The sequence below is a fragment of the Flavobacterium palustre genome (genome assembly GCF_014639535.1).
Taxonomy (GTDB): Bacteria; Bacteroidota; Bacteroidia; order Flavobacteriales; family Flavobacteriaceae; genus Flavobacterium; species Flavobacterium palustre.
The window spans coordinates 193,267-212,770 of sequence record NZ_BMGA01000002.1 but is presented as its reverse complement, the minus strand read 5'-3'; the positions used below and the strand labels follow the sequence as shown (position 1 = coordinate 212,770).

The window sequence follows — 19,504 nt, the reverse complement described above, 5'->3', positions numbered from 1 at the left end:
CCAAGCTTCCAACTTTATAACATTCCTTTTGTTGAAGGTAAAATCATTTTTTCTGTATCACGTTTTACGGCTACTTTTATTGCTTTTGCAAAAGCTTTAAAGATTGCTTCGATTTTGTGATGTTCGTTATCGCCTTCTGCTTTGATGTTGATGTTTGCTTTGGCACCATCAGAGAACGATTTGAAAAAGTGGAAAAACATCTCCGTTGGCATTTTACCAACCATTTCGCGTTTGAATTCTGTTTCCCAAATCAACCAGTTTCTTCCACCAAAATCAATAGCAACTTGTGCTAAACAATCGTCCATTGGCAGACAGAAGCCGTAACGCTCAATACCTAATTTATTTCCAAGCGCTTTAGCATAAACTTCTCCTAAAGCAATTGCAGTATCTTCAATAGTGTGGTGCTCATCAACTTCCAAATCGCCTTTTACTTTGATTTCCAGATCCATTTGTCCGTGACGCGAAATTTGATCCAGCATATGGTCAAAAAAAGCAATTCCTGTATCGATGTTACTTTTTCCTGTTCCGTCCAAATTCAATTTGATATAGATATCAGTTTCGTGTGTTTTTCTTGTGATGGAAGCGGTGCGGGCTTCTAATTTTAAAAACTCATAGATTTTTTTCCAATCCATAGTTTGCAAAGCAATCACAGCATCTAATTCTTCTCTTTTAGCGCTTATTTCAGAACTTCCTGCTCCGTCGGTAGTGTTTAAAAAGATCGCTTTTGCACCAAGGTTTTTAGCCAGTTCCACATCTGTCAATCGGTCACCAAGAACAAAAGAATTAGCCAAATCATAATTTGGATTGTCAATGTATTTAGTTAACATTCCTGTACGCGGCTTGCGTGTAGGCGCATTGTCTTCCGGGAAAGAACGGTCTATAAAAATATCATCAAACAAAACTCCTTCGTTTTGAAAAGCCTTTAAGATAAAATCCTGTGTTGGCCAAAAAGTATCTTCCGGAAAAGAATTCGTTCCTAAACCATCCTGATTCGTTACCATTGCCAATTCATAATCCAATTCGTTAGCAATTTTAGCCAAATATTGAAATGCTTTTGGGAAAAACTCTAATTTCTCCAAGCTATCTAATTGATATCCTTCCGGTTCTAAAACAATCGTTCCATCACGATCTATAAAAAGTACTTTTTTCATTTTTTATATTTTTAAAACACAAATTTCACAGATTTTCACAAATTCTAAATTGCTTAAATTCTATTTCTTTTGGGTTTTTACTACTCTATTTTTTACTACGATTACTTTTAAAAATTTGTGCTAATTTGTGAAATTTGTGCTTAAATCGATTGTAACGCCTCCATTAACTTCTTATTCTCTTGTTCTGTTCCAACAGTCAAACGCAAAGTGTTTTCACAAAGCGGCTGCGTGGTTCTGTTTCTGATTACGATTCCTTTAGCAATTAATTCATCGTAACGCTTATTGGCATCATCCACTTTTATCAGAATAAAATTAGCCTCAGTAGGATATATTTTTTCTACAAAAGACACTTTATTTAAAACATCTAATAAAGTATCTCTTTCGGTTAAAATAGAACTGATTTCTCTGTTTATTTTTTCCTGATCGCTTAATCTTTCCAGCGCTCGTTGTTGGGTTAATTCGTTAACGTTATAAGGAGGTTTGATTTTGTTTAAAACCGCGATAACTTCTGTTGAAGCATAACAAATTCCTAAACGAATTCCTGCCAAACCATAAGCTTTTGACAAGGTTTGTGTAATAATCAAATTAGGATATTGATCTAATTTTTCAAGCCAGCTTGCCTTATCCGAAAAGTCAATATAAGCTTCGTCAATCACCACAAAACCATTGAATTTTTCTAATAAAGTCGTAACACTTTCTGTAGAAAAAGAATTCCCTGTTGGGTTATTTGGCGAACACAAAAAGATCAATTTGGTTGTAGCTGTTACCGCTTCAAGAATTTTATCGACTTGTGGTTGATAATCGGCAGTCAATAAAATCTCTTTGTTTTCAACGTTATTGATGTTTGCCAAAACACCATACATTCCATAAGTAGGCGGCAAAGTAATTACATTGTCCACTTTAGGCTCACAAAAAGCCCTGAACAATAAATCCAACACTTCGTCACTTCCGTTACCTAAAAGAATTTGTTGTGGATTTAGATTTTTAATTTCTCCTAAAACTACTTTAACATTAGCTTGTTGAGGATCCGGATAACGGTTTACCCCATTTTGATAGGGATTTTCGTTAGCGTCCAAAAACACCATTTCGGCAGTATCAAAATCTTCAAACTCATCACGTGCCGAAGAATAAGGCTTTAAAACCTTTACATTCTCACGGATAAGGGTATTTATATCGAATTTCATCTTTTTTATCGTTAAAAAGAATAAAGAAAACAGAGAATAGAATATAGATAAATCTACTTAATATACCGTCTCTGCTCTATTTTCTTTATTCTATGTTCTTTATTCTAAACTTTTCAATCTCAAAGTCACTGCATTTTTATGCGCTTGTAAACCTTCGGCATCTGCCATCACTTCAATTGCATTTCCGATGTTTTGAATTCCCTTTTCGGAAATTTTTTGGAACGTCATTGATTTCATGAAACTATCCAAATTCACACCGCTATAATTTTTAGCATAACCATTCGTTGGCAAAGTGTGATTGGTTCCTGATGCGTAATCCCCGGCGCTTTCAGGGGTATAATTCCCTATAAAAACCGAACCGGCATTTTGGATTCCATCCACATAAAAATCATTATTTGCTGTACAAACAATAAAGTGCTCCGGACCGTATTCGTTGATTAAATCCAAAGCAATTTTGTCATTTTCTACAAAGATTGATTTAGAATTCGCAATGGCTTTTTCAGCAATGGCTTTACGCGGTAATACTTCTAATTGCGCTTGAATTTCGCTTTCTACAGCATCAATTATAGCTTTAGATGTAGAAACCAAAATCACCTGACTATCAGCTCCGTGTTCAGCCTGAGACAATAAATCAGAAGCTACAAAAGCCGGTACTGCAGTATCATCGGCTACGACCAATAATTCAGATGGTCCGGCCGGCATATCGATAGCCACGCCAAACTGTGTTGCCAATTGTTTAGCTACAGTCACATATTGGTTTCCGGGACCAAAAATTTTATATACTTTAGGAATTGCTTGTGTTCCAAAAGTCATTCCGGCAATCGCCTGAATTCCTCCTACTTTAATAATTTTAGTTACACCACATAAATTGGCAGCATATAAAATAGCAGGATTGATATTTCCGTTTTTATCCGGAGGCGAACACAAAACAATTTCGCTGCATCCTGCAATTTTAGCCGGAACAGCCAGCATTAAAACCGTAGAAAACAATGGTGCAGTTCCTCCGGGAATGTACAAACCTACTTTTTGAATAGGTCTTTTTTCCTGCCAGCATTGCACTCCTTCAGCTGTTTCAACTGAAACACGAGTTGTTTTTTGAGCCTGGTGAAATTTTTCCACATTGGCTTTCGCCAAAGAAATCGCTGCTTTTAATTCGTCAGAAACAGTATTAATAGCAACTTCAATTTCAGCAGCGGTAACTTCGCTGTTTTCAAAATACACGCCATCAAACTGAGTCGTATATTTGGCAACAGCCGCATCTCCGTCTTTTTGAACAGCAGTAAAAATTTCTTTTACCGTTGCTTCTATATCGTTTACCGTTTTCGTGGGTCTTTCTAAAATAGAAGCCCAGGTATCGGGTGTTGGATTATATATTTTGTTCATATTGTCAAGTTATGGGTTATGGGTTATGAGTTAAGTGTCAGTTGTTATTCGGTTATTTGAATACTTCTAACTCCCAACTTCTAACTTCTAACTTTTTAAAGTACCATTTTCTCAATTGGGCAAACCAAAATCCCTTCGGCACCTGCTGCTTTCAATTGGTCAATTACTTCCCAGAAAGTGTCTTTGTCTATTACAGTGTGCACACTACTCCAGCCTTCCTGAGCCAATGGCATTACCGTAGCACTTTTCAAAACAGGGAGAATACTGCTTACCGCTTCAATTTTATCATTTGGCACGTTCATCAAAATGTATTTTGATTTTCTTGCTCTTAAAACCGATTCGATTCTGAATTTTAAAGTATCAATTATTTTTTGCGCTTCCGGAGTTACTTTTGGAGAAACCGCTAAAACAGCCTCGCTTTTCAAAATAACTTCCACTTCTTTCAGATTGTTTTTAAACAAAGTGCTTCCGCTGGAAACAATATCCACGATAGCATCAGCCAAACCAATATTAGGTGCAATTTCTACCGAACCTGAAATTTGGTGAATATCGACAGTTAATCCGAATTTATTAAAATACTCAATTACAGTGTTCGGATAAGAAGTTGCAATACGCAAACCATCTAAATCTTTAACCGATTTGTATTCAAAAGTTTTAGGAACAGCAACAGAAACTTTACATTTCGAAAATCCTAATTTTTGGATTACCTCAATGTTTTTTCCTTTTTCAACCAATAAATTATCTCCTACAATAGCAATATCTACTACTCCGTCAATCAAATATTGAGGAATATCAGAATTACGTAAATACAGTACTTCCAATGGAAAATTAGAAGCTTCTGCCTTTAATTGATCGATACCATTGTTGATAGAAATTCCGGCATCTTTCAGGATTTGAATACTATCTTCGTTTAATCTGCCTGATTTTTGAATTGCAATTTTTAACGTACTCATTGTTTTGTTTTTTTATGTTTTATTGAATGTGCTTGAGTACAAAGGACTTAACACACAATGAAAAACCCGTTTGATGTACTCAAACGGGTTTATTAATATGATGACTTACACGCATACCATTAACACATCGCTTGAGAGCAATAATGTAAATGATGATGATGCAATTGATTTGATAACATTATGATTTTGTATTAATCTTAATTTTTTGTGATGCAAATATAAGTTATAAAATAGTTACAAGCAAATTTTTAATTTAACTAAATGTTTCGAAAATATTAAAATCTTAGTCTTTATCAACAGCCGATTACTTGTTTTCCGAATTAGTATTCAGTAAAACGACATCAGGACGAATTTCGGTATGACGAATTTCACCTCCTGAAGTCCCTACTTTTACAGATAAAAATACCGCTACAACAGCTATAACTAAAATAGCATACGAAAAGAATTTAGCCTTAGCGTGATTATTGATGTTAGTAATCAGACCAATAACAGAAACTACTCCCAATAAATACATGACAATAGCCAATTTTTCCGCTAATTCTTCATGGTTGTGAATAATTTCATGTCCAATTGAAGGCATATCTTCCACCAATTCTTCTGCTCCTTCACCTGTTGCCATACTAAACACCGTAAAAACAGTTGCTATGATAAATAAAAAATAAGAAGTGTTTTTAATAGAATTGCTTCTAAAATAAATTCCTCCCATCAAAACCAATAATCCCAGAATAGTTCCAATAATAGGAAAATGGTTTACAATCATGTGTAAATGTGCGTCATTCATAACTGCCAGTTTTTAATATTAATATTTGTTTATGTTTAAAATTATCCTGCTAAGGAAACGCCAATAAGCGAACCAATTCCATAGGTCACTGCGGCAGCGGCCAGTCCGAACAAAACCTGTCTAAAACCTGAAAACCAAATACTTTTTGCCGTTAATAAAGTAATTGCGGCTCCAATTCCAAAAAGTCCAATTACAGAACTTCCTAAACTTAATAAAATAGCTTTTTCACCATTGATAAAAATAAATGGATACAAAGGAATAATTGCTCCTATTGAAAATAAAATGAAAGAGGCAATGGCTGCTTCCCAGGCTGAACCACCTAATTCTTCTTTGTCAATTCCTAATTCTTCCGTAATGATAGCATCCATTGCTGTTTCAGGATTTTCAAATGCTTTTTCGGCTAATTTTTGGGCTTCTTCAACATTCATTCCTTTAGCCTGATACAATAAAACCAACTCTTTTTTTTCTTCTTCAGGCGAAGCTTCCAATTCTTCCAATTCTAAATCGATTTGTCTTTGATTTAATTCTCTCGAACTTTGTACCGAAAGCCATTCGCCTAAAGCCATCGAAATAGCTCCCGCTAAAAGTCCGGCTATACCGGTTAGTAAAATCGTATTATTAGAAACAGCTGCTCCGGCAACTCCCATAACTAAACTCATATTAGAAACCAAACCGTCATTAGCTCCCAAAACTGCTGCTCTTAAAGCATTTCCTCCAACAGATTTGTGACGACTTTCAAATTTAGACAACAAACCGCCCGAAACATTCAGCGCTTCATTTTGACTTACGGATTCAATTATATTCAAATGATTGTGTTCAAAACCCGAAGCTTTAATTCCTTTAGCCTTCTTATCTTTAATAGCCGTTTCAGCAAACTCTCTTTCGGTATTAGATAAATTGCTAATGATACTGCTGTATCCAAAATATTTCCCTGCCTTGAGTTGCATCTTAGCTCTCGAAGAAGCTACCGGCATTTTGTAATCCGGTTCTAAGGTTCTCACTTTTTCAAGCATGTGAGTGGCATGTTTATTTTCAATCTCTGCCAAACCGCTTAAAACCTTTGCTAAATTAGCATCTGTTTGAATAGCGGCTATGCTTTCATAAAGAAAAGCAGTATCTACTTCTGTTTGTAACTGACTTTTTAGTTTTTGTACATTCATGACAAAAATTTAATTTGCAACATCATACGTTCCTTTGATCAAAATTTTGGAATTCTTGTTGATTTGATTATCAGGAATTATTTCAACATAATCCTCCGACATTGCCCCAACAGTAACAGCTACTTTTTTAAAAGCATAACTATCTTTTTTGTTCTCACTTAATAAAAGTACGAAATTTTTGTTTTCTTCATCCAATAAAGCTTCTTTTGGTATCGCTAAGCCTTTTTTAGAATCAACAATAATATTAGCTTCCACAAACATTCCGGTAAGCAATCGTTGTTTAATATTATCGTCTAAATGCGCATGAATATTTATTGTTCTGTCGTTTCCTTCAATTGACTTACCTACCAAATGAACTTTAGCATTAAAAACCTCCTTAGAAGCCTCAGGAACTGTAAACAGGATATCCTGTTCTTTCTTAATTTTTAAAATATCTTTTTCGAAAATAGCCAATTCTAAATGCAAATGATCCGTTTGAATAATTTCTAAAATCACATCAGATGGATTAACGTGCATGCCTAAATGCGCATTCATGACCACAATATCACCTGAAATAGGTGCATAAATAGTTACAACAGAAGATAATTTTCCTTTTTCTACATTTGCCGGATTTATATTTAAAAGTTTTAGTTTTTCCTTTAAACTTTGATACATTCCTTTAGCTCTCTTATAATCGCTTTCTGCTTTTAAATAGTTTTTCTGAGAAGTAATTTTTTCATCAAACAATGTTTTTTGACGAATGTATTCTGATTTCAGATAATTAATCTGTTCCGCTACCTCCAGATATTCTTTTTGAATGTCTAAAAATTCGGTGTTTTCAAGGGTTAATAAAGCTTGTCCTTTTACTACTTTGTCTCCAACTAACAATTGAGTTGATTTTATATAACCTCCAACAAAAGAAGTAATTTGAGCTCTGTTTTGCGGAGGAACATCTACTTTTCCGGTCGTTTTTACCGTAACGTCAAAAGATTGCTCTTTCGGACTGGCGATTTCCATTCCGGCTGATTTAAACTGTGCGGCTGTTACTGATATTAAATCCGAGTTAACAACAGGATTTTCTTCGATTTTAGTTTCTTTACAGGAAAACAAAACAATTGACAAAGAAAGTATAGCGAGTATTTTATTTATTGGGTTCATTTTAAAAATTTAAAAATTGATAATCTAATTGTGTTTTATTGAACTGAAGTACATTTTCTAAATATTCGACTTCAATAACAGTAGCGTTTTCAAGACTTTGGATGTATTGAAAAAAGTCTATTTCTCCGTGTTTGTAACTCATATTAGCTACTTTCAAAATTTCGTCTGCCAGTTTTTTACCCTGTTGATTGTAATAATTAATGGCTTCCTGATACTTTAATAATTCATTCTTTTTGTTTTCAACAAAACCATTCATTTTTTCATTTTCATTTTGCATTTGTGCTTCCCAACTTTCTAATTCAAGCTTTGCGACTTTAGCCTTGGAAACATTTCCCGAAAACAAAATGGGCAAAGCAATCCCAACCTGGAAACCATTTAAGGATCGCGATAATCCTTTGTTAGAACCTCTGAAAAATTCCAAATTCAAATCAGGCAACCAACTTTGTTTTTGTAAATTCATTTGATTTTTATAATTTTCTCTAACTGATTGTAAATAATTACTATAAAGCACTTTACTTGTTTCTTCTGTTGAAAAACTTAAAGGCTTGATTTCATTTGTTTTTATTGTGATTTTCTCATCCGATTGAATGCTATATTGAAACAAATGATACTGTGCTTCTTTCTCTTTTCTAATTTGCGAAAGCTTTAAAGCAATTTGCCTCGCTTTAGACTGGGCTGTAATTTTTTCCAAATAATTAGTCTCTCCTAATTCAAAACGTCTATTACTTGCTTTAGAAAAATTTTGGTACAAACTATCTAATCTTTTGAACAAAATTTCCTGATGTTGTAGATACACAATTTGATAAAACAATTTTGAAATCTCTAAGCTCAGCTTGTTTTTTTCTAATTCGTAAACTGATTGTTGCTTTTCATATTCTGCTGTATTGTTCTTTTTTTGAGCCGCATAAACCGTAGGGAACAAAAAACTTTGCTGTGCTCCAATTACCGAAACAGCCTTATTATTGTATGCTAAATTATTCTGGTCATAATTGTAATAAATATTGGTTTTATCAAAAGAATAGGCACTTTTAATATTCGCTTTCATTTTTTCAACCTGCAATTGAGAAGCTTTTAAAGCTTTGTTATTTTGGATTCCAATGGCAATCAGTTGATCCAATTCGTTATTTGGATTTTGAGCAAAAGCAAAAGAAGAACTCAACAACAATAAAATGATTGTCATAGTACCATGATGATTTTTGAATTTTGGTTTTTTAAATTCTTTTCCATCAAAAACTTTAAATAAAACCGGCAACACAATCATTGTTAAAATAGTTGCGGTAAACAAACCTCCAATTACTACAGTTGCTAATGGGCGCTGTACTTCGGCTCCTGCAGATGCTGAAACCGCCATGGGTAAGAAACCTAAAGCAGCAGCCGCAGCCGTTAATAATACCGGGCGCAATCTATCGGTTGTTCCCTTTAAAATCAATTCGTCTTGATTGGTCATTCCCTGCTGTTTTAATTCTTTAAAATGTTCAATTAATACAATTCCGTTTAACACTGCTATTCCAAATAAAGCAATAAAACCAACTCCGGCTGAAATACTAAAAGGCAAATCCCTGATCCATAAAAACAATATTCCTCCCACGGCAGATAACGGAATAGCCGAATACACCATCAAAGCTTCTTTGACAGAACCAAAAGCAAAATAAAGCAATATAAAAATCAGAAATAAAGCGATAGGAACCGCAATGAGCAAACGTGCTTTGGCACTTTCAAGATTTTCAAATTGTCCGCCGTATTTCACATAATAACCATTTGGAAGTTTGACTTTCGTATTTACTATATGCTGAATATCCTTAACCACACTTTGTAAATCGCGGTTTCTCACATTAATCCCAATCACAATTCGTCTATTGGTATTGTCTCTTGAAATTTTAGCCGGACCTTGGGTATATTCAATTTGGGCTAATTCCTGCATCGGGATTTGTTGTCCGGAAGGCGTGCTGACATAAAGATTTTTTAAATCATCAATATCATGACGGTGGTATTGATCCAAACGAATAACCATATCAAATCGTTTTTCGCCTTCAAACACATTTCCGACTGTTTTTCCGGCAAAACCAAGTGCTATCAATTCATTTAAATCGGAAATATTCAAGCCGTAACGGGCAATTTTTGAACGGTCAAATTGCACACTCATTTGTGGCAATCCTTCGGTTTTTTCAATGATAATATCTGAAGCTCCTTCAACATTTCTAATGGCTTTTTCAATTTCTTGTGCTTTTTTAGCTAAAATATCTAAGTCTTCTCCAAAGATTTTCACAGCCACATCCGAACGTGTTCCCGAAATCAATTCATTAAAACGCATTTCAATAGGTTGGGTAAATTCGATTTCCATATTCGGAATTTGTTCTACAATAGCTTCTTTTATTTTATCCGCCAATTCATCTTTACTCTCTGCCGAAACCCATTCTGATTTTGGTTTCAATTTCACAATAACATCACTTTCTTCCATACTCATTGGGTCGGTAGGAACTTCGGCAGCACCTATTCTGCTCACTACCTGCTCGACTTCAGGGAATTTATTAAGTATTATTTTTTCGATTTTAGTGGTTGTCTCGATAGTTTTACTCAAAGAAGTTCCTGTTTTTAAAACAGGCTGAATCACAAAATCACCTTCGTCTAAGGTTGGAATAAATTCGCCTCCCATAGTTGTAAATAAAAGCACTGCCATAACTAACAATCCCATTGCGCTGTACAGTACTTTTTTAGTATTTGCTAATGCCCAACTGATAACAGGCAGGTAAAATGAATTTAATTTAGCTATTAATTTATTCGAAAATGAATCCGGATTTTCTTCTTTTGGTTTTAAAAACAGCGAAGAAACCACCGGAACATAAGTAAAACAAAATAACATAGCCCCAACCAATGCAAAACTAAATGTCATAGCCATGGGCTTGAACATTTTGCCTTCAATTCCGGAAAGTGAAAGAATCGGGATAAAAACAATTAAGATAATTAACTGACCAAAAACCGCCGAATTCATCATTTTTGAAGCACTTTGGTAGGTAATTTGATCAATTTCCTGTTGACGGTTTTCATTTGATAAGTGAACCAAATGTTTCGATTTATGAGCGATTTGAAATGCAATAAACTCTACAATAATTACAGCTCCATCGATAATAATCCCAAAATCAATAGCTCCCAGACTCATTAAATTGGCATCAATACCAAAAATATTCATCAACGAAATAGCAAACAACAAACAAAGCGGAATAACCGATGCGACAACTAATCCCGAACGCCAGTTTCCAAGTAACAGAACCACCACAAAAACCACAATCAAACAGCCTAAAATCAGGTTTTCGGCTACTGTAAAAGTGGTCTTGCTTACTAATTCGCTTCTTTCTAAAAAACCATTGATATAAACACCTTCAGGCAAACTTTTCTGAATTTCGGCTATTCGGTCTTTTACATCATTAATTACTTGTTTCGAATTGGCATCTTTGAGCATCATAACTTGCCCAAGCACCTTCTCTCCTTCTCCATTTCCGGTAATGGCTCCAAAACGATTGGCATGACCAAAACGGATTTCAGCTACATTTTTCACATAAACAGGCTGTCCGTTAGTGTTTACAACAACTATATTTCCAATATCTTCGAGTGATTTTACTTTTCCTTCAGCACGTATAAAATAACTTTGATTGACTTTTTCAATATAAGCACCTCCGGCAATTCCGTTATTGTTTTCCAAAGCTTTAAAAACATCGGAAACACTAATATTCATCGCTTTTAAACGAGCTGGCGAAACAGCAATTTCGTATTGTTTTAAATAACCACCCCAGGTATTAATTTCAACCACTCCTTTTATTCCTGAAAGCTGACGTTTTACCACCCAGTCCTGTAGCGTTCTTAAATCGGTAACCGAATAATTGTTTTTAAATTCGGGTTTTACCTCAAGCGTATATTGGTAAATCTCACCCAGTCCGGTTGTTATAGGTCCCATTTCGGGAGTTCCGAAACCTTCCGGAATTTTCTCTGCGGCTGATTTTATTTTTTCGGCAATTAATTGTCGTGGTAAATACGTTCCTAAGTCATCTTCAAAAACAATCGTTACAACTGATAATCCAAATTTAGAAACCGAACGTATTTCTTTTACACCCGGTAAATTAGACATTTCAATCTCTACGGGATAGGTAATAAATTGTTCAATATCCTGAGTGGAAAGATTGCGTGAGGTAGTGATTACCTGAACCTGATTATTAGTCACATCAGGCACTGCACCAATGGATATTTGGAACACAGAAAAAATTCCGAATCCAAAAATTCCTAACGAGAACAATAGCACAATGAGCTTATTCTGTATAGAAAAAAGAATGATTTTATTAAGCATACTAGTTAAAATTAATAAATTATTAGTTAGAATTATTCGAAAAGGAATAACCCAAAAACCACTAATCATCAAAAAACAATTAGTGAAAAAATATTTATTTATACTAGTTTAGGTGGTTGCCAAATCGAAACAAATACATTCGAAATATACCACTCTTTGTAAACCGGAAGCGATTGATTTACATAATTTGGCATCAATTTGTTAAATACAAAAATCGTTTGAATCTCTTCAAAAGTTAAGACAACGGTATCTAAATTGAGGTTTTGGGTTTTGAAAGGTAAATTTTCATGCTTATCATGTTCATCTGCATCATGATGTTTTTGTGAATTTTTGTAATGATTAACAACAAACGCTATAAAAGACAATGACTGTTCTTGTTTGTGATTATTATGTTCTAAATAATGTTGAACAAGATTTGAAATTTTAAACAACTGCCCCACTTCTGTATTGGAATATACAAAAAAGAGTAAAAATAGCAGTGTCGTTGTTTTTTTGAGAGTCATAATAATGACAATTATAAAATTTAAAAAGCTTTAATTACAAAAATAAGAAGTAAATGTAGCAATCATCTTAAGAACTGCTTAAATTAAAAAAATATATCCGTTTTATTATTATCCTGTATTATTGAGAACGGTATTTTCTGTTTTTATATAAATAAGAAGCCGTAATCACATGTGCTAAAGCATCTTTTGCTAATTCTTTATTCAGAGTTACCGGTGTAAAAACAGTATCTTTTTCGACCTTAAATTGCAGCGGATTTTTATTAGGTTGAAAACAAAATAGCAACTAAGGACAATGTTGCTATAAATCCCCATAACAAGATTCCTTGTATTAATGGTTTTATTCCAACAGCCAGTAATACCGAACTACTTAATCCTGAACCTATAAAAAACAAAGTAACCGTTAATCCAATTTTGGCAACCGAAACTATATAAGGACTAACAATTGCCACTTCAGCAACATAAGTATTTACCATCATAGCCAAAATAAAAAAACCGATGAAATATGGAATTTTTATTCCGCTGGTTTTGTTTTTAAACAAAAAACCGGTCAATAACACAACTGGAATAATCCATAAAGCGCGGGCTAATTTTACCGTTGTTGCAATAGCTAAGGCTTCGGCTCCATATTTATTAGCCGCTCCCACAACCGAACTGGTGTCATGAATGGCTAAGGCGCACCACAATCCAAAATCTTCCTGAGATAAGTGTAGCCAATGCCCGATTATTGGAAATAAAAACAAGGCAATTGAATTCAGGATAAAAATTACACCCAAAGCTACTGAGGTTTGTTTCTCATCTGATTTGATAACCGGTGTAATGGCAGCAATAGCACTTCCTCCACAAATTGCAGTCCCACAGGAAATTAAATGAGATGTTTTTGAGTCGGTTTTGAGCCATTTCCCAATCAATCTTCCTAAGAAAATCGTACTGAATAATGTGACAACGGTGAGTAAAAAACTTTCTTTACCGGACGATAAAGCATTGGTAACATTCATTCCAAAGCCTAAACCGACAACAGAAACCTGAAGCAAAACACGGATGATTTTATGATTCAAATGCAACCACGGATGCCCTGAAAGATTAGCCACAAGTATTCCCAGTAAAAGTGCAATTGGCGGAGTTATTATCCCTGTTAAACAAACCAATAGTAAACTCACAAAAATAATTTGCTGTATCCTGGAGTGCTTTTCTAAATTAAAGATTCCGTTTTCAGGGATAATTTTGTATTGTTTTTTCAAGGGGAATCTTTTTAATAAAATTTAAAATTGGCTATAACAAACCATTGTATTTTCGAATAAACCATTCGATTGCAAAGAAGCTACAAATAAAAACCAACAACCATTTCCAATCAATCAAAGGAGAACGGCGTACATTATTTTTTTCAATAGTCTTATAAGTTTCATCTGCTAAAAGCGATTGTATTAAAGCATCAGTCTGATCTGGAAAATACACTTTTCCTTGTGTCAATGAAGCCAATTGATTCAGTCGTTCCAAATCAGGATTTACAAATTGTTTTTCGACATCAAAATCTAAAATTTCAAAATTACCCGAATAAGACGATTTTGAATTCAACTCTTTTACTGTAAACTGGTAACTTCCTGCGGCTAATCCATCCAGATTTACTTTATAAACATTGTTTCCTTTTAGCAAATCGTAATTTTTAGTTTGCTTCGTTTTCGAATTCACCAACGAAATAGTCAAATGTGCTTTTTCGTCAAATTCATAATTTTTATTAAAATATTGAGCCGTAATTTCGATGGCATCTCCTGAATTATAAAAACTCTCATGATTGACAACCAAAGATTTCTTAGCATTACTGGTTGCCAAAAACTGAATGATTTTATCAACAAAAATATCGTATTTCTCAAAAGACTCATTTTTAATATGGCTTTCTAAACGCCATTTCCAACTATTTTCCCCTAAAAGAAAAGCAGAACGATTCCCTTGATTTTCACTAAAAGCAAACAAAGGAGATTGAGTATTGATATTCCTTATTTTTGAAGAAAGTAAAACACTCGTATTACCATTCGTTTTAATTTTTCCATACGGATTTTGCAAAGGAGGAAAATCTTCGAAACCGATATTATCAATTGCGAACAAATTGAATTGCGAATTAAACTCGGCCAGATAATCTTCTTTTTGAGAAGTCATTTTGAATTCTAAATTATTTTGCAATTGATTTAAAAAACCAAAATCAGTGTGCGTTCCGGTAATGATAAATGTATTCATTCGGGCTAATTTAGCCGCTTCAAAAACTGATTTGAATTCGGTTACAGGTTGATACAAAACCAAAACATTATAATCATTTAATTGACTGATTTGTTTTGGATTAACTACAGTTACCTTTCGCTGTGCATTAGATTCGATTGCCCGTTTTAAAGCAGCTATATCAGGATGATTTATTGATGAAATAATAGCTACATTAGTCTTTTGGTCAATAATTTCTACAGCAAAATTTTTATGATTGTTATAGCTGTTTTTTTCTTTTTCATTCGAAATCAAACTCGCCTTATATAATTGCGTTCCTATTTTATTTGCTGGCAATAAAAAATTCACAACTGCTGTGTTTTTAATAGCCGAAAAAGAAACTTTCTGTTTACTTAAAACTGAATTACCCTGCGAAATCTGAAAATCGGCTGTTGCATTTTTTGTTCCTGAATATTGTAAAAACACCTCTACAGGAAATTTATTCTTGAAAAAAGCATATTTATTGACATTCAACTGATTGATTTTTAAATCAAAAACCTTTGCTGTATCACCTAAAACTATTGGAAAAACTTTATTATTCGCATCAAAACTATACACATAATCATTACCCGAAGTTTGATTTCCATCACTAATCAGCACTGTGGGAAACAGAGTGTTTTTATTGATTACTTTTAAATCTTTTGCAACTGCATCAAGATTAGTTTGAGTTCCTTTGAAGTTTAATTTTCCAAAAGACAAAAACTCCGAATCAAATTGATAGGATTGGATATTGAATTTTTCATTCAATGCCTTATTATCCTTTAATTTCGAATACAATTCAGAAGCTGTTTTTTCAGCTTTTAAATAAGAAATCGAACCCGAATTATCCACTACTACTGCCAACGGTGGTTTTAACATTTCGATGTTATTTGTTGTTATTATAGGATTTATCAATAATAGCAATATTCCGAATATGCCTAAAAAACGTAAAAAAGCCAAAAGTAAATTAACTTTTAATTTACTTTTGGCTTTATAATAATATTGAAAATAAGACAAACCTACTGCTACTATTAAAGAAAAAATAATAAATAGAATGGTTTTTGTCGTCATATTTTTAGTTTATAGTTTATGGCTTACAGTTTGTAGTTTTAAAAAACCACAAACCATTAACAATAAACTGATTAAGTAAGCATTCCACCGCAAACATTCAGCGTTTGTCCGGTTACATAAGCACTCATATCAGAAGCTAAGAACAAACAAGCGTTAGCTACATCTTCGGCAGTTCCACCACGTTTCAAAGGAATGCCTTCTCTCCATCCTTTTACAACATCTTCACTTAATTTAGCTGTCATTTCGGTTTCGATGAATCCAGGAGCAATTGCATTACAACGAATATTACGAGAACCTAATTCTAAAGCTACTGATTTTGTAAATCCAATAGCACCGGCTTTAGACGCTGCATAGTTAGTTTGACCTGCATTTCCGGAAACACCAACTACCGAACTAATATTGATGATTGAACCTGCACGTTTCTTTAAAAATGTTTTTTGAATAGCCTTAGTCATATTAAAAACCGATTTCAAGTTCACATCAATTACCTGATCAAAATCTGCTTCTGACATACGCATCAACAAATTGTCTTTTGTAATTCCGGCATTATTGATTAAAACATCAACAGTACCAAAATCAGCTAAAACAGTATCTACTAAAGTTTGCGCTTCGTTAAAATCAGCAGCATTTGATTTGTATCCTTTGGCTTTAACACCTAAAGCATTTAATTCTTTTTCCAAAGCCAAAGCTGATTCAGCAGATGAGCTATAAGTAAAAGCGACATCGGCACCGTTTTTTGCAAAAACTTCTGCAATTCCTTTCCCAATTCCGCGACTTGCGCCAGTGATAATGGCTACTTTTCCTTCAAGTAATTTCATATTATGATAATAAGTTTATTTTCTAAATTGAGGTACAAATATAAACGATTTAGCTGTTTTATAAAATTTATGCTATAAAAAAAGCCTTACTCGAAGTAAGGCTTTACAAAATACTTTTATACCATTTTTAAAATGAACTAAAAAGCTACGTTCCATCTTGGTAATTTTGCATTTTCATTTAAGAAATTTTGCAAAATTTGTCCTTCTACAAAAGTAGGAATCACTTTAGTATCATTATTGAAAGTTTCGTACCAAACTACTTCTAAACGGCTAATTTCTTCTTTTTTCATTTGTGCCGGCCAGGAATATTTTCTCCCTGTTTTAGCAAATTGATGACCATTTACAATTTTATCATACAATCCGCCATTTTTAGTTTTCAAAGTCCCGTCATTTTGCACTGTTCCTGTAGAACCTACCATGATTAACTCTTTTTCATCAGCAACATCAAAAACTAAAAACACCCCGGAACCTTCAGAAGCATTACAAACTTCTTCTAAGCTTTCTTCGATTGTTAATGAAAATTGATTTTTAACTTTAAATCCTTCTAATTCCTTATACATAGTATTACATTTTGAATTGATTTCTAAAAAACTTTAAGACTTAAGTTATTTTTGGAGAACCAATTATTAATTTTTAATTGAGTTTAGACAAAATCAGCACCCCGATTTTAATCGAGTGCAAATGTATTTCTTTAATTCTGTTTTATACTAAAAAAGCCCCACAAATGTGAGGCTTAATCTATTTAAAAATTTAGTTCAGAAATTAAACTGTTGCTGCAACTAAAACTTCTTTTACTTTTTTACCAATTTCAGCTGGTGAATCAACAACATAGATTCCGTTGTCTCTCATAATTTGTTTTTTAGCAGCTGCAGTATCGTCAGAACCTCCAACAATAGCACCAGCATGTCCCATTGTTCTACCAGCAGGAGCAGTTTCTCCGGCGATGAAACCAATTACAGGCTTACGGTTACCATCAGCTTTGATCCATTTAGCAGCATCAGCTTCTAATTGACCACCGATTTCTCCAATCATGATAATAGCTTCAGTTTCAGGATCATTCATTAATAACTCAACTGCTTCTTTAGTAGTTGTTCCAATAATTGGGTCTCCACCAATTCCGATAGCAGTAGTGATTCCTAAACCTTGTTTTACAACCTGATCAGCAGCTTCATAAGTTAAAGTTCCTGATTTAGAAACAATACCTACAGTTCCTTTTTTGAAAACGAAACCTGGCATGATACCAACTTTAGCTTCTCCCGGAGTAATAACACCCGGACAGTTAGGACCAATTAATCTACTGTTTCTTGCTTTAACGTAGTTGTTTGCATAAATCATGTCAGCAACAGGAATTCCTTCTGTAATTGCGATGATTACTTTAATTCCGGCATCAGCAGCTTCCATAATTGCATCAGCAGCAAAAGCTGGTGGTACAAAGATAATAGAAGTATCAGCACCTGCTTGTTCTACGGCATCTTTAACAGTGTTAAAAACAGGAAGGTCTAAGTGAGTCGTCCCCCCTTTTCCCGGAGTTACACCACCTACAACATTAGTCCCGTATTCAATCATTTGAGAAGCGTGGAAAGTACCTTCGCTACCTGTAAATCCTTGAACGATTATTTTGGAATCTTTATTAACTAAAACACTCATGATATATATTTTTTGTGATTTTTAAATTTGTTATGCAAAAATAAGATTTTCGAAATTAATCTAAACGGTTTTCTTATCAAAAAAAAGATGGATATTCCACCCTTTTTGTTAGCTTCAACACAAATTATTAACTTTTTAAACAAAATTAATAATTTAGAAGTGCTTTTTTTACTGTTTTAATTTCTCAAGAATTTCCGGAATCTTTTTGATATTGGCTAATTGTTTTAATTTTTCTCTGGATTCCTGTATAGGCGTTCCAAAATAAGTCTTACCTCCTGCTACTGATTTAGTAACTCCGGTTTGCCCCATAACAACAGCTTTCCCTCCAATAGTAATTCCGCTGGTTGTGCCAACTTGCCCCCAAAGCGTTACTTCGTCTTCAATAATAACACAACCCGCAATTCCTGTTTGAGAAGCAATCAGGCATTTTTTTCCGATAACCGTATCGTGACCTACATGCACCTGATTGTCAATTTTTGTTCCTTCACCAATGGTAGTATCTCCGGTAACTCCTTTATCAATAGTACAAAGAGCACCAATCCCCACATTGTCTTTAATAACCACGCGACCTCCCGATAATAATTGATCAAAACCTTCAGGACGTTTTTTGTAATAAAATGCGTCAGCACCAAGAACAGTCCCAGCATGAATAATTACATTGTCTCCTATTATAGTATGGTCATATATGGAAACATTAGAATGGATTAAACAATTTTTTCCAATAACTACATTATTGCCAATAAAAGAATTCGGCTGAATTATAGTTCCTTCTCCAATAACAGCCGTAGGAGCAATAGCTACTCCGGCAAACTGGAAAGGTTTGAAATAATGAGTTAATTTGTTGAAATCGCGAAAAGGATCATCAGAAATAAGAAGTGCTTTTCCGTCAGGACAATCCACTTTTTTATTAATTAAAACAATTGTAGCCGCCGAGTTTAACGCTTTGTCGTAGTATTTAGGATGATCAACAAAAACAATATCTCCTTTCTCCACCACATGAATTTCGTTCATGCCCAAAACCTCAAAATCCTCATTCCCTACAAATTCACAGTTCAGTAAATTTGCGATTTCTTTTAAAGAATATGCTCTTGTAAATTTCATAATTTAATTTAAAGATTGAAAAATTTAAAGATTAAAAAATTCTATTGTCAACT

At 33.9% G+C, this 19,504-nt stretch carries 16 protein-coding genes; all 16 read right to left on the bottom strand.

The features are described from left to right. Positions 1-14: 14 nt before the first annotated feature. The 16 genes from hisB to IEV84_RS05620 all read right to left on the bottom strand — a co-directional run bounded on the left by hisB (position 15) and on the right by IEV84_RS05620 (position 19,451). Positions 15-1,151, bottom strand: a complete 1,137-nt coding sequence (hisB, locus tag IEV84_RS05695) for a bifunctional histidinol-phosphatase/imidazoleglycerol-phosphate dehydratase HisB (protein ID WP_188493308.1) — start codon at positions 1,149-1,151, stop codon at positions 15-17. Between the two features lie 140 nt (positions 1,152-1,291). Then, the gene (hisC, locus tag IEV84_RS05690) at positions 1,292-2,335 is read right to left on the bottom strand and encodes a histidinol-phosphate transaminase (protein WP_188493306.1); all 1,044 of its coding nucleotides are present in this window, start codon (positions 2,333-2,335) and stop codon (positions 1,292-1,294) included. Between the two features lie 99 nt (positions 2,336-2,434). Next, on the bottom strand, positions 2,435-3,718 hold the full coding sequence (gene hisD / locus IEV84_RS05685) for a histidinol dehydrogenase (RefSeq protein ID WP_188493304.1): 1,284 nt from the start codon (positions 3,716-3,718) through the stop codon (positions 2,435-2,437). Positions 3,719-3,813: 95 nt separating this feature from the next. After that, a complete protein-coding gene (hisG, locus tag IEV84_RS05680; RefSeq protein ID WP_188493302.1) occupies positions 3,814-4,671 on the bottom strand; it encodes an ATP phosphoribosyltransferase in 858 nt (285 codons plus the stop codon). A 304-nt stretch (positions 4,672-4,975) separates the two neighbouring features. Beyond that, positions 4,976-5,452 carry a DUF2231 domain-containing protein gene (locus IEV84_RS05675; RefSeq protein ID WP_188493300.1) on the bottom strand — a complete coding sequence of 159 codons (477 nt, stop codon included), beginning with the start codon at positions 5,450-5,452 and terminating at the stop codon, positions 4,976-4,978. Between the two features lie 41 nt (positions 5,453-5,493). Next, complete coding sequence (locus IEV84_RS05670) at positions 5,494-6,612, bottom strand: VIT1/CCC1 transporter family protein (RefSeq protein WP_188493298.1); 1,119 nt, start codon at positions 6,610-6,612, stop codon at positions 5,494-5,496. A 9-nt stretch (positions 6,613-6,621) separates the two neighbouring features. Further along, positions 6,622-7,749, bottom strand: a complete 1,128-nt coding sequence (locus tag IEV84_RS05665; RefSeq protein ID WP_188493296.1) for an efflux RND transporter periplasmic adaptor subunit — start codon at positions 7,747-7,749, stop codon at positions 6,622-6,624. Between the two features lies 1 nt (position 7,750). Then, positions 7,751-12,085 (bottom strand): CusA/CzcA family heavy metal efflux RND transporter, encoded by a 4,335-nt coding sequence (locus IEV84_RS05660; protein WP_188493294.1) that lies wholly within the window; start codon positions 12,083-12,085, stop codon positions 7,751-7,753. Between the two features lie 98 nt (positions 12,086-12,183). Continuing rightward, a complete protein-coding gene (locus IEV84_RS05655; RefSeq protein ID WP_188493292.1) occupies positions 12,184-12,588 on the bottom strand; it encodes a hypothetical protein in 405 nt (134 codons plus the stop codon). 118 nt (positions 12,589-12,706) lie between these two features. After that, positions 12,707-12,871, bottom strand: coding sequence for a hypothetical protein (locus IEV84_RS05650; protein ID WP_188493290.1), 165 nt, complete (start codon positions 12,869-12,871; stop codon positions 12,707-12,709). After that, entirely contained in the window at positions 12,849-13,805 is a 957-nt protein-coding gene (locus IEV84_RS05645; protein ID WP_188493581.1) for a YeiH family protein, read from the bottom strand. Before IEV84_RS05645 ends, IEV84_RS05650 begins: the two co-directional genes overlap by 23 nt. Positions 13,806-13,857: 52 nt before the next feature. Continuing rightward, complete coding sequence (locus IEV84_RS05640; protein ID WP_188493288.1) at positions 13,858-15,885, bottom strand: hypothetical protein; 2,028 nt, start codon at positions 15,883-15,885, stop codon at positions 13,858-13,860. Positions 15,886-15,956: 71 nt separating this feature from the next. Then, complete coding sequence (gene fabG / locus IEV84_RS05635) at positions 15,957-16,703, bottom strand: 3-oxoacyl-[acyl-carrier-protein] reductase (RefSeq protein ID WP_188493286.1); 747 nt, start codon at positions 16,701-16,703, stop codon at positions 15,957-15,959. 137 nt (positions 16,704-16,840) lie between these two features. Then, positions 16,841-17,263: a hypothetical protein gene (locus IEV84_RS05630; protein WP_188493284.1), complete on the bottom strand. Its 423-nt coding sequence runs from the start codon at positions 17,261-17,263 to the stop codon at positions 16,841-16,843. Positions 17,264-17,465: 202 nt separating this feature from the next. Next, the gene (sucD, locus tag IEV84_RS05625; protein ID WP_188493282.1) at positions 17,466-18,350 is read right to left on the bottom strand and encodes a succinate--CoA ligase subunit alpha; all 885 of its coding nucleotides are present in this window, start codon (positions 18,348-18,350) and stop codon (positions 17,466-17,468) included. A gap of 168 nt (positions 18,351-18,518) precedes the next feature. Then, positions 18,519-19,451, bottom strand: coding sequence for a UDP-3-O-(3-hydroxymyristoyl)glucosamine N-acyltransferase (locus tag IEV84_RS05620; protein WP_188493280.1), 933 nt, complete (start codon positions 19,449-19,451; stop codon positions 18,519-18,521). Positions 19,452-19,504: the final 53 nt, after the last annotated feature.

Excerpts from the sequence above, each read along its gene's own strand:
- IEV84_RS05665 (WP_188493296.1), bottom strand. The coding sequence starts at position 7,749 with ATGAACCCAATAAATAAAATACTCGCTATACTTTCTTTGTCAATTGTT.
- fabG (WP_188493286.1), bottom strand. The coding sequence starts at position 16,703 with ATGAAATTACTTGAAGGAAAAGTAGCCATTATCACTGGCGCAAGTCGC.
- IEV84_RS05630 (WP_188493284.1), bottom strand. The coding sequence starts at position 17,263 with ATGTATAAGGAATTAGAAGGATTTAAAGTTAAAAATCAATTTTCATTA.
- IEV84_RS05620 (WP_188493280.1), bottom strand. The coding sequence starts at position 19,451 with ATGAAATTTACAAGAGCATATTCTTTAAAAGAAATCGCAAATTTACTG.
- IEV84_RS05640 (WP_188493288.1), bottom strand. The coding sequence starts at position 15,885 with ATGACGACAAAAACCATTCTATTTATTATTTTTTCTTTAATAGTAGCA.
- IEV84_RS05670 (WP_188493298.1), bottom strand. The coding sequence starts at position 6,612 with ATGAATGTACAAAAACTAAAAAGTCAGTTACAAACAGAAGTAGATACT.
- hisG (WP_188493302.1), bottom strand. The coding sequence starts at position 4,671 with ATGAGTACGTTAAAAATTGCAATTCAAAAATCAGGCAGATTAAACGAA.
- IEV84_RS05655 (WP_188493292.1), bottom strand. The coding sequence starts at position 12,588 with ATGACTCTCAAAAAAACAACGACACTGCTATTTTTACTCTTTTTTGTA.
- sucD (WP_188493282.1), bottom strand. The coding sequence starts at position 18,350 with ATGAGTGTTTTAGTTAATAAAGATTCCAAAATAATCGTTCAAGGATTT.
- hisD (WP_188493304.1), bottom strand. The coding sequence starts at position 3,718 with ATGAACAAAATATATAATCCAACACCCGATACCTGGGCTTCTATTTTA.
- IEV84_RS05660 (WP_188493294.1), bottom strand. The coding sequence starts at position 12,085 with ATGCTTAATAAAATCATTCTTTTTTCTATACAGAATAAGCTCATTGTG.
- hisB (WP_188493308.1), bottom strand. The coding sequence starts at position 1,151 with ATGAAAAAAGTACTTTTTATAGATCGTGATGGAACGATTGTTTTAGAA.
- hisC (WP_188493306.1), bottom strand. The coding sequence starts at position 2,335 with ATGAAATTCGATATAAATACCCTTATCCGTGAGAATGTAAAGGTTTTA.
- IEV84_RS05675 (WP_188493300.1), bottom strand. The coding sequence starts at position 5,452 with ATGAATGACGCACATTTACACATGATTGTAAACCATTTTCCTATTATT.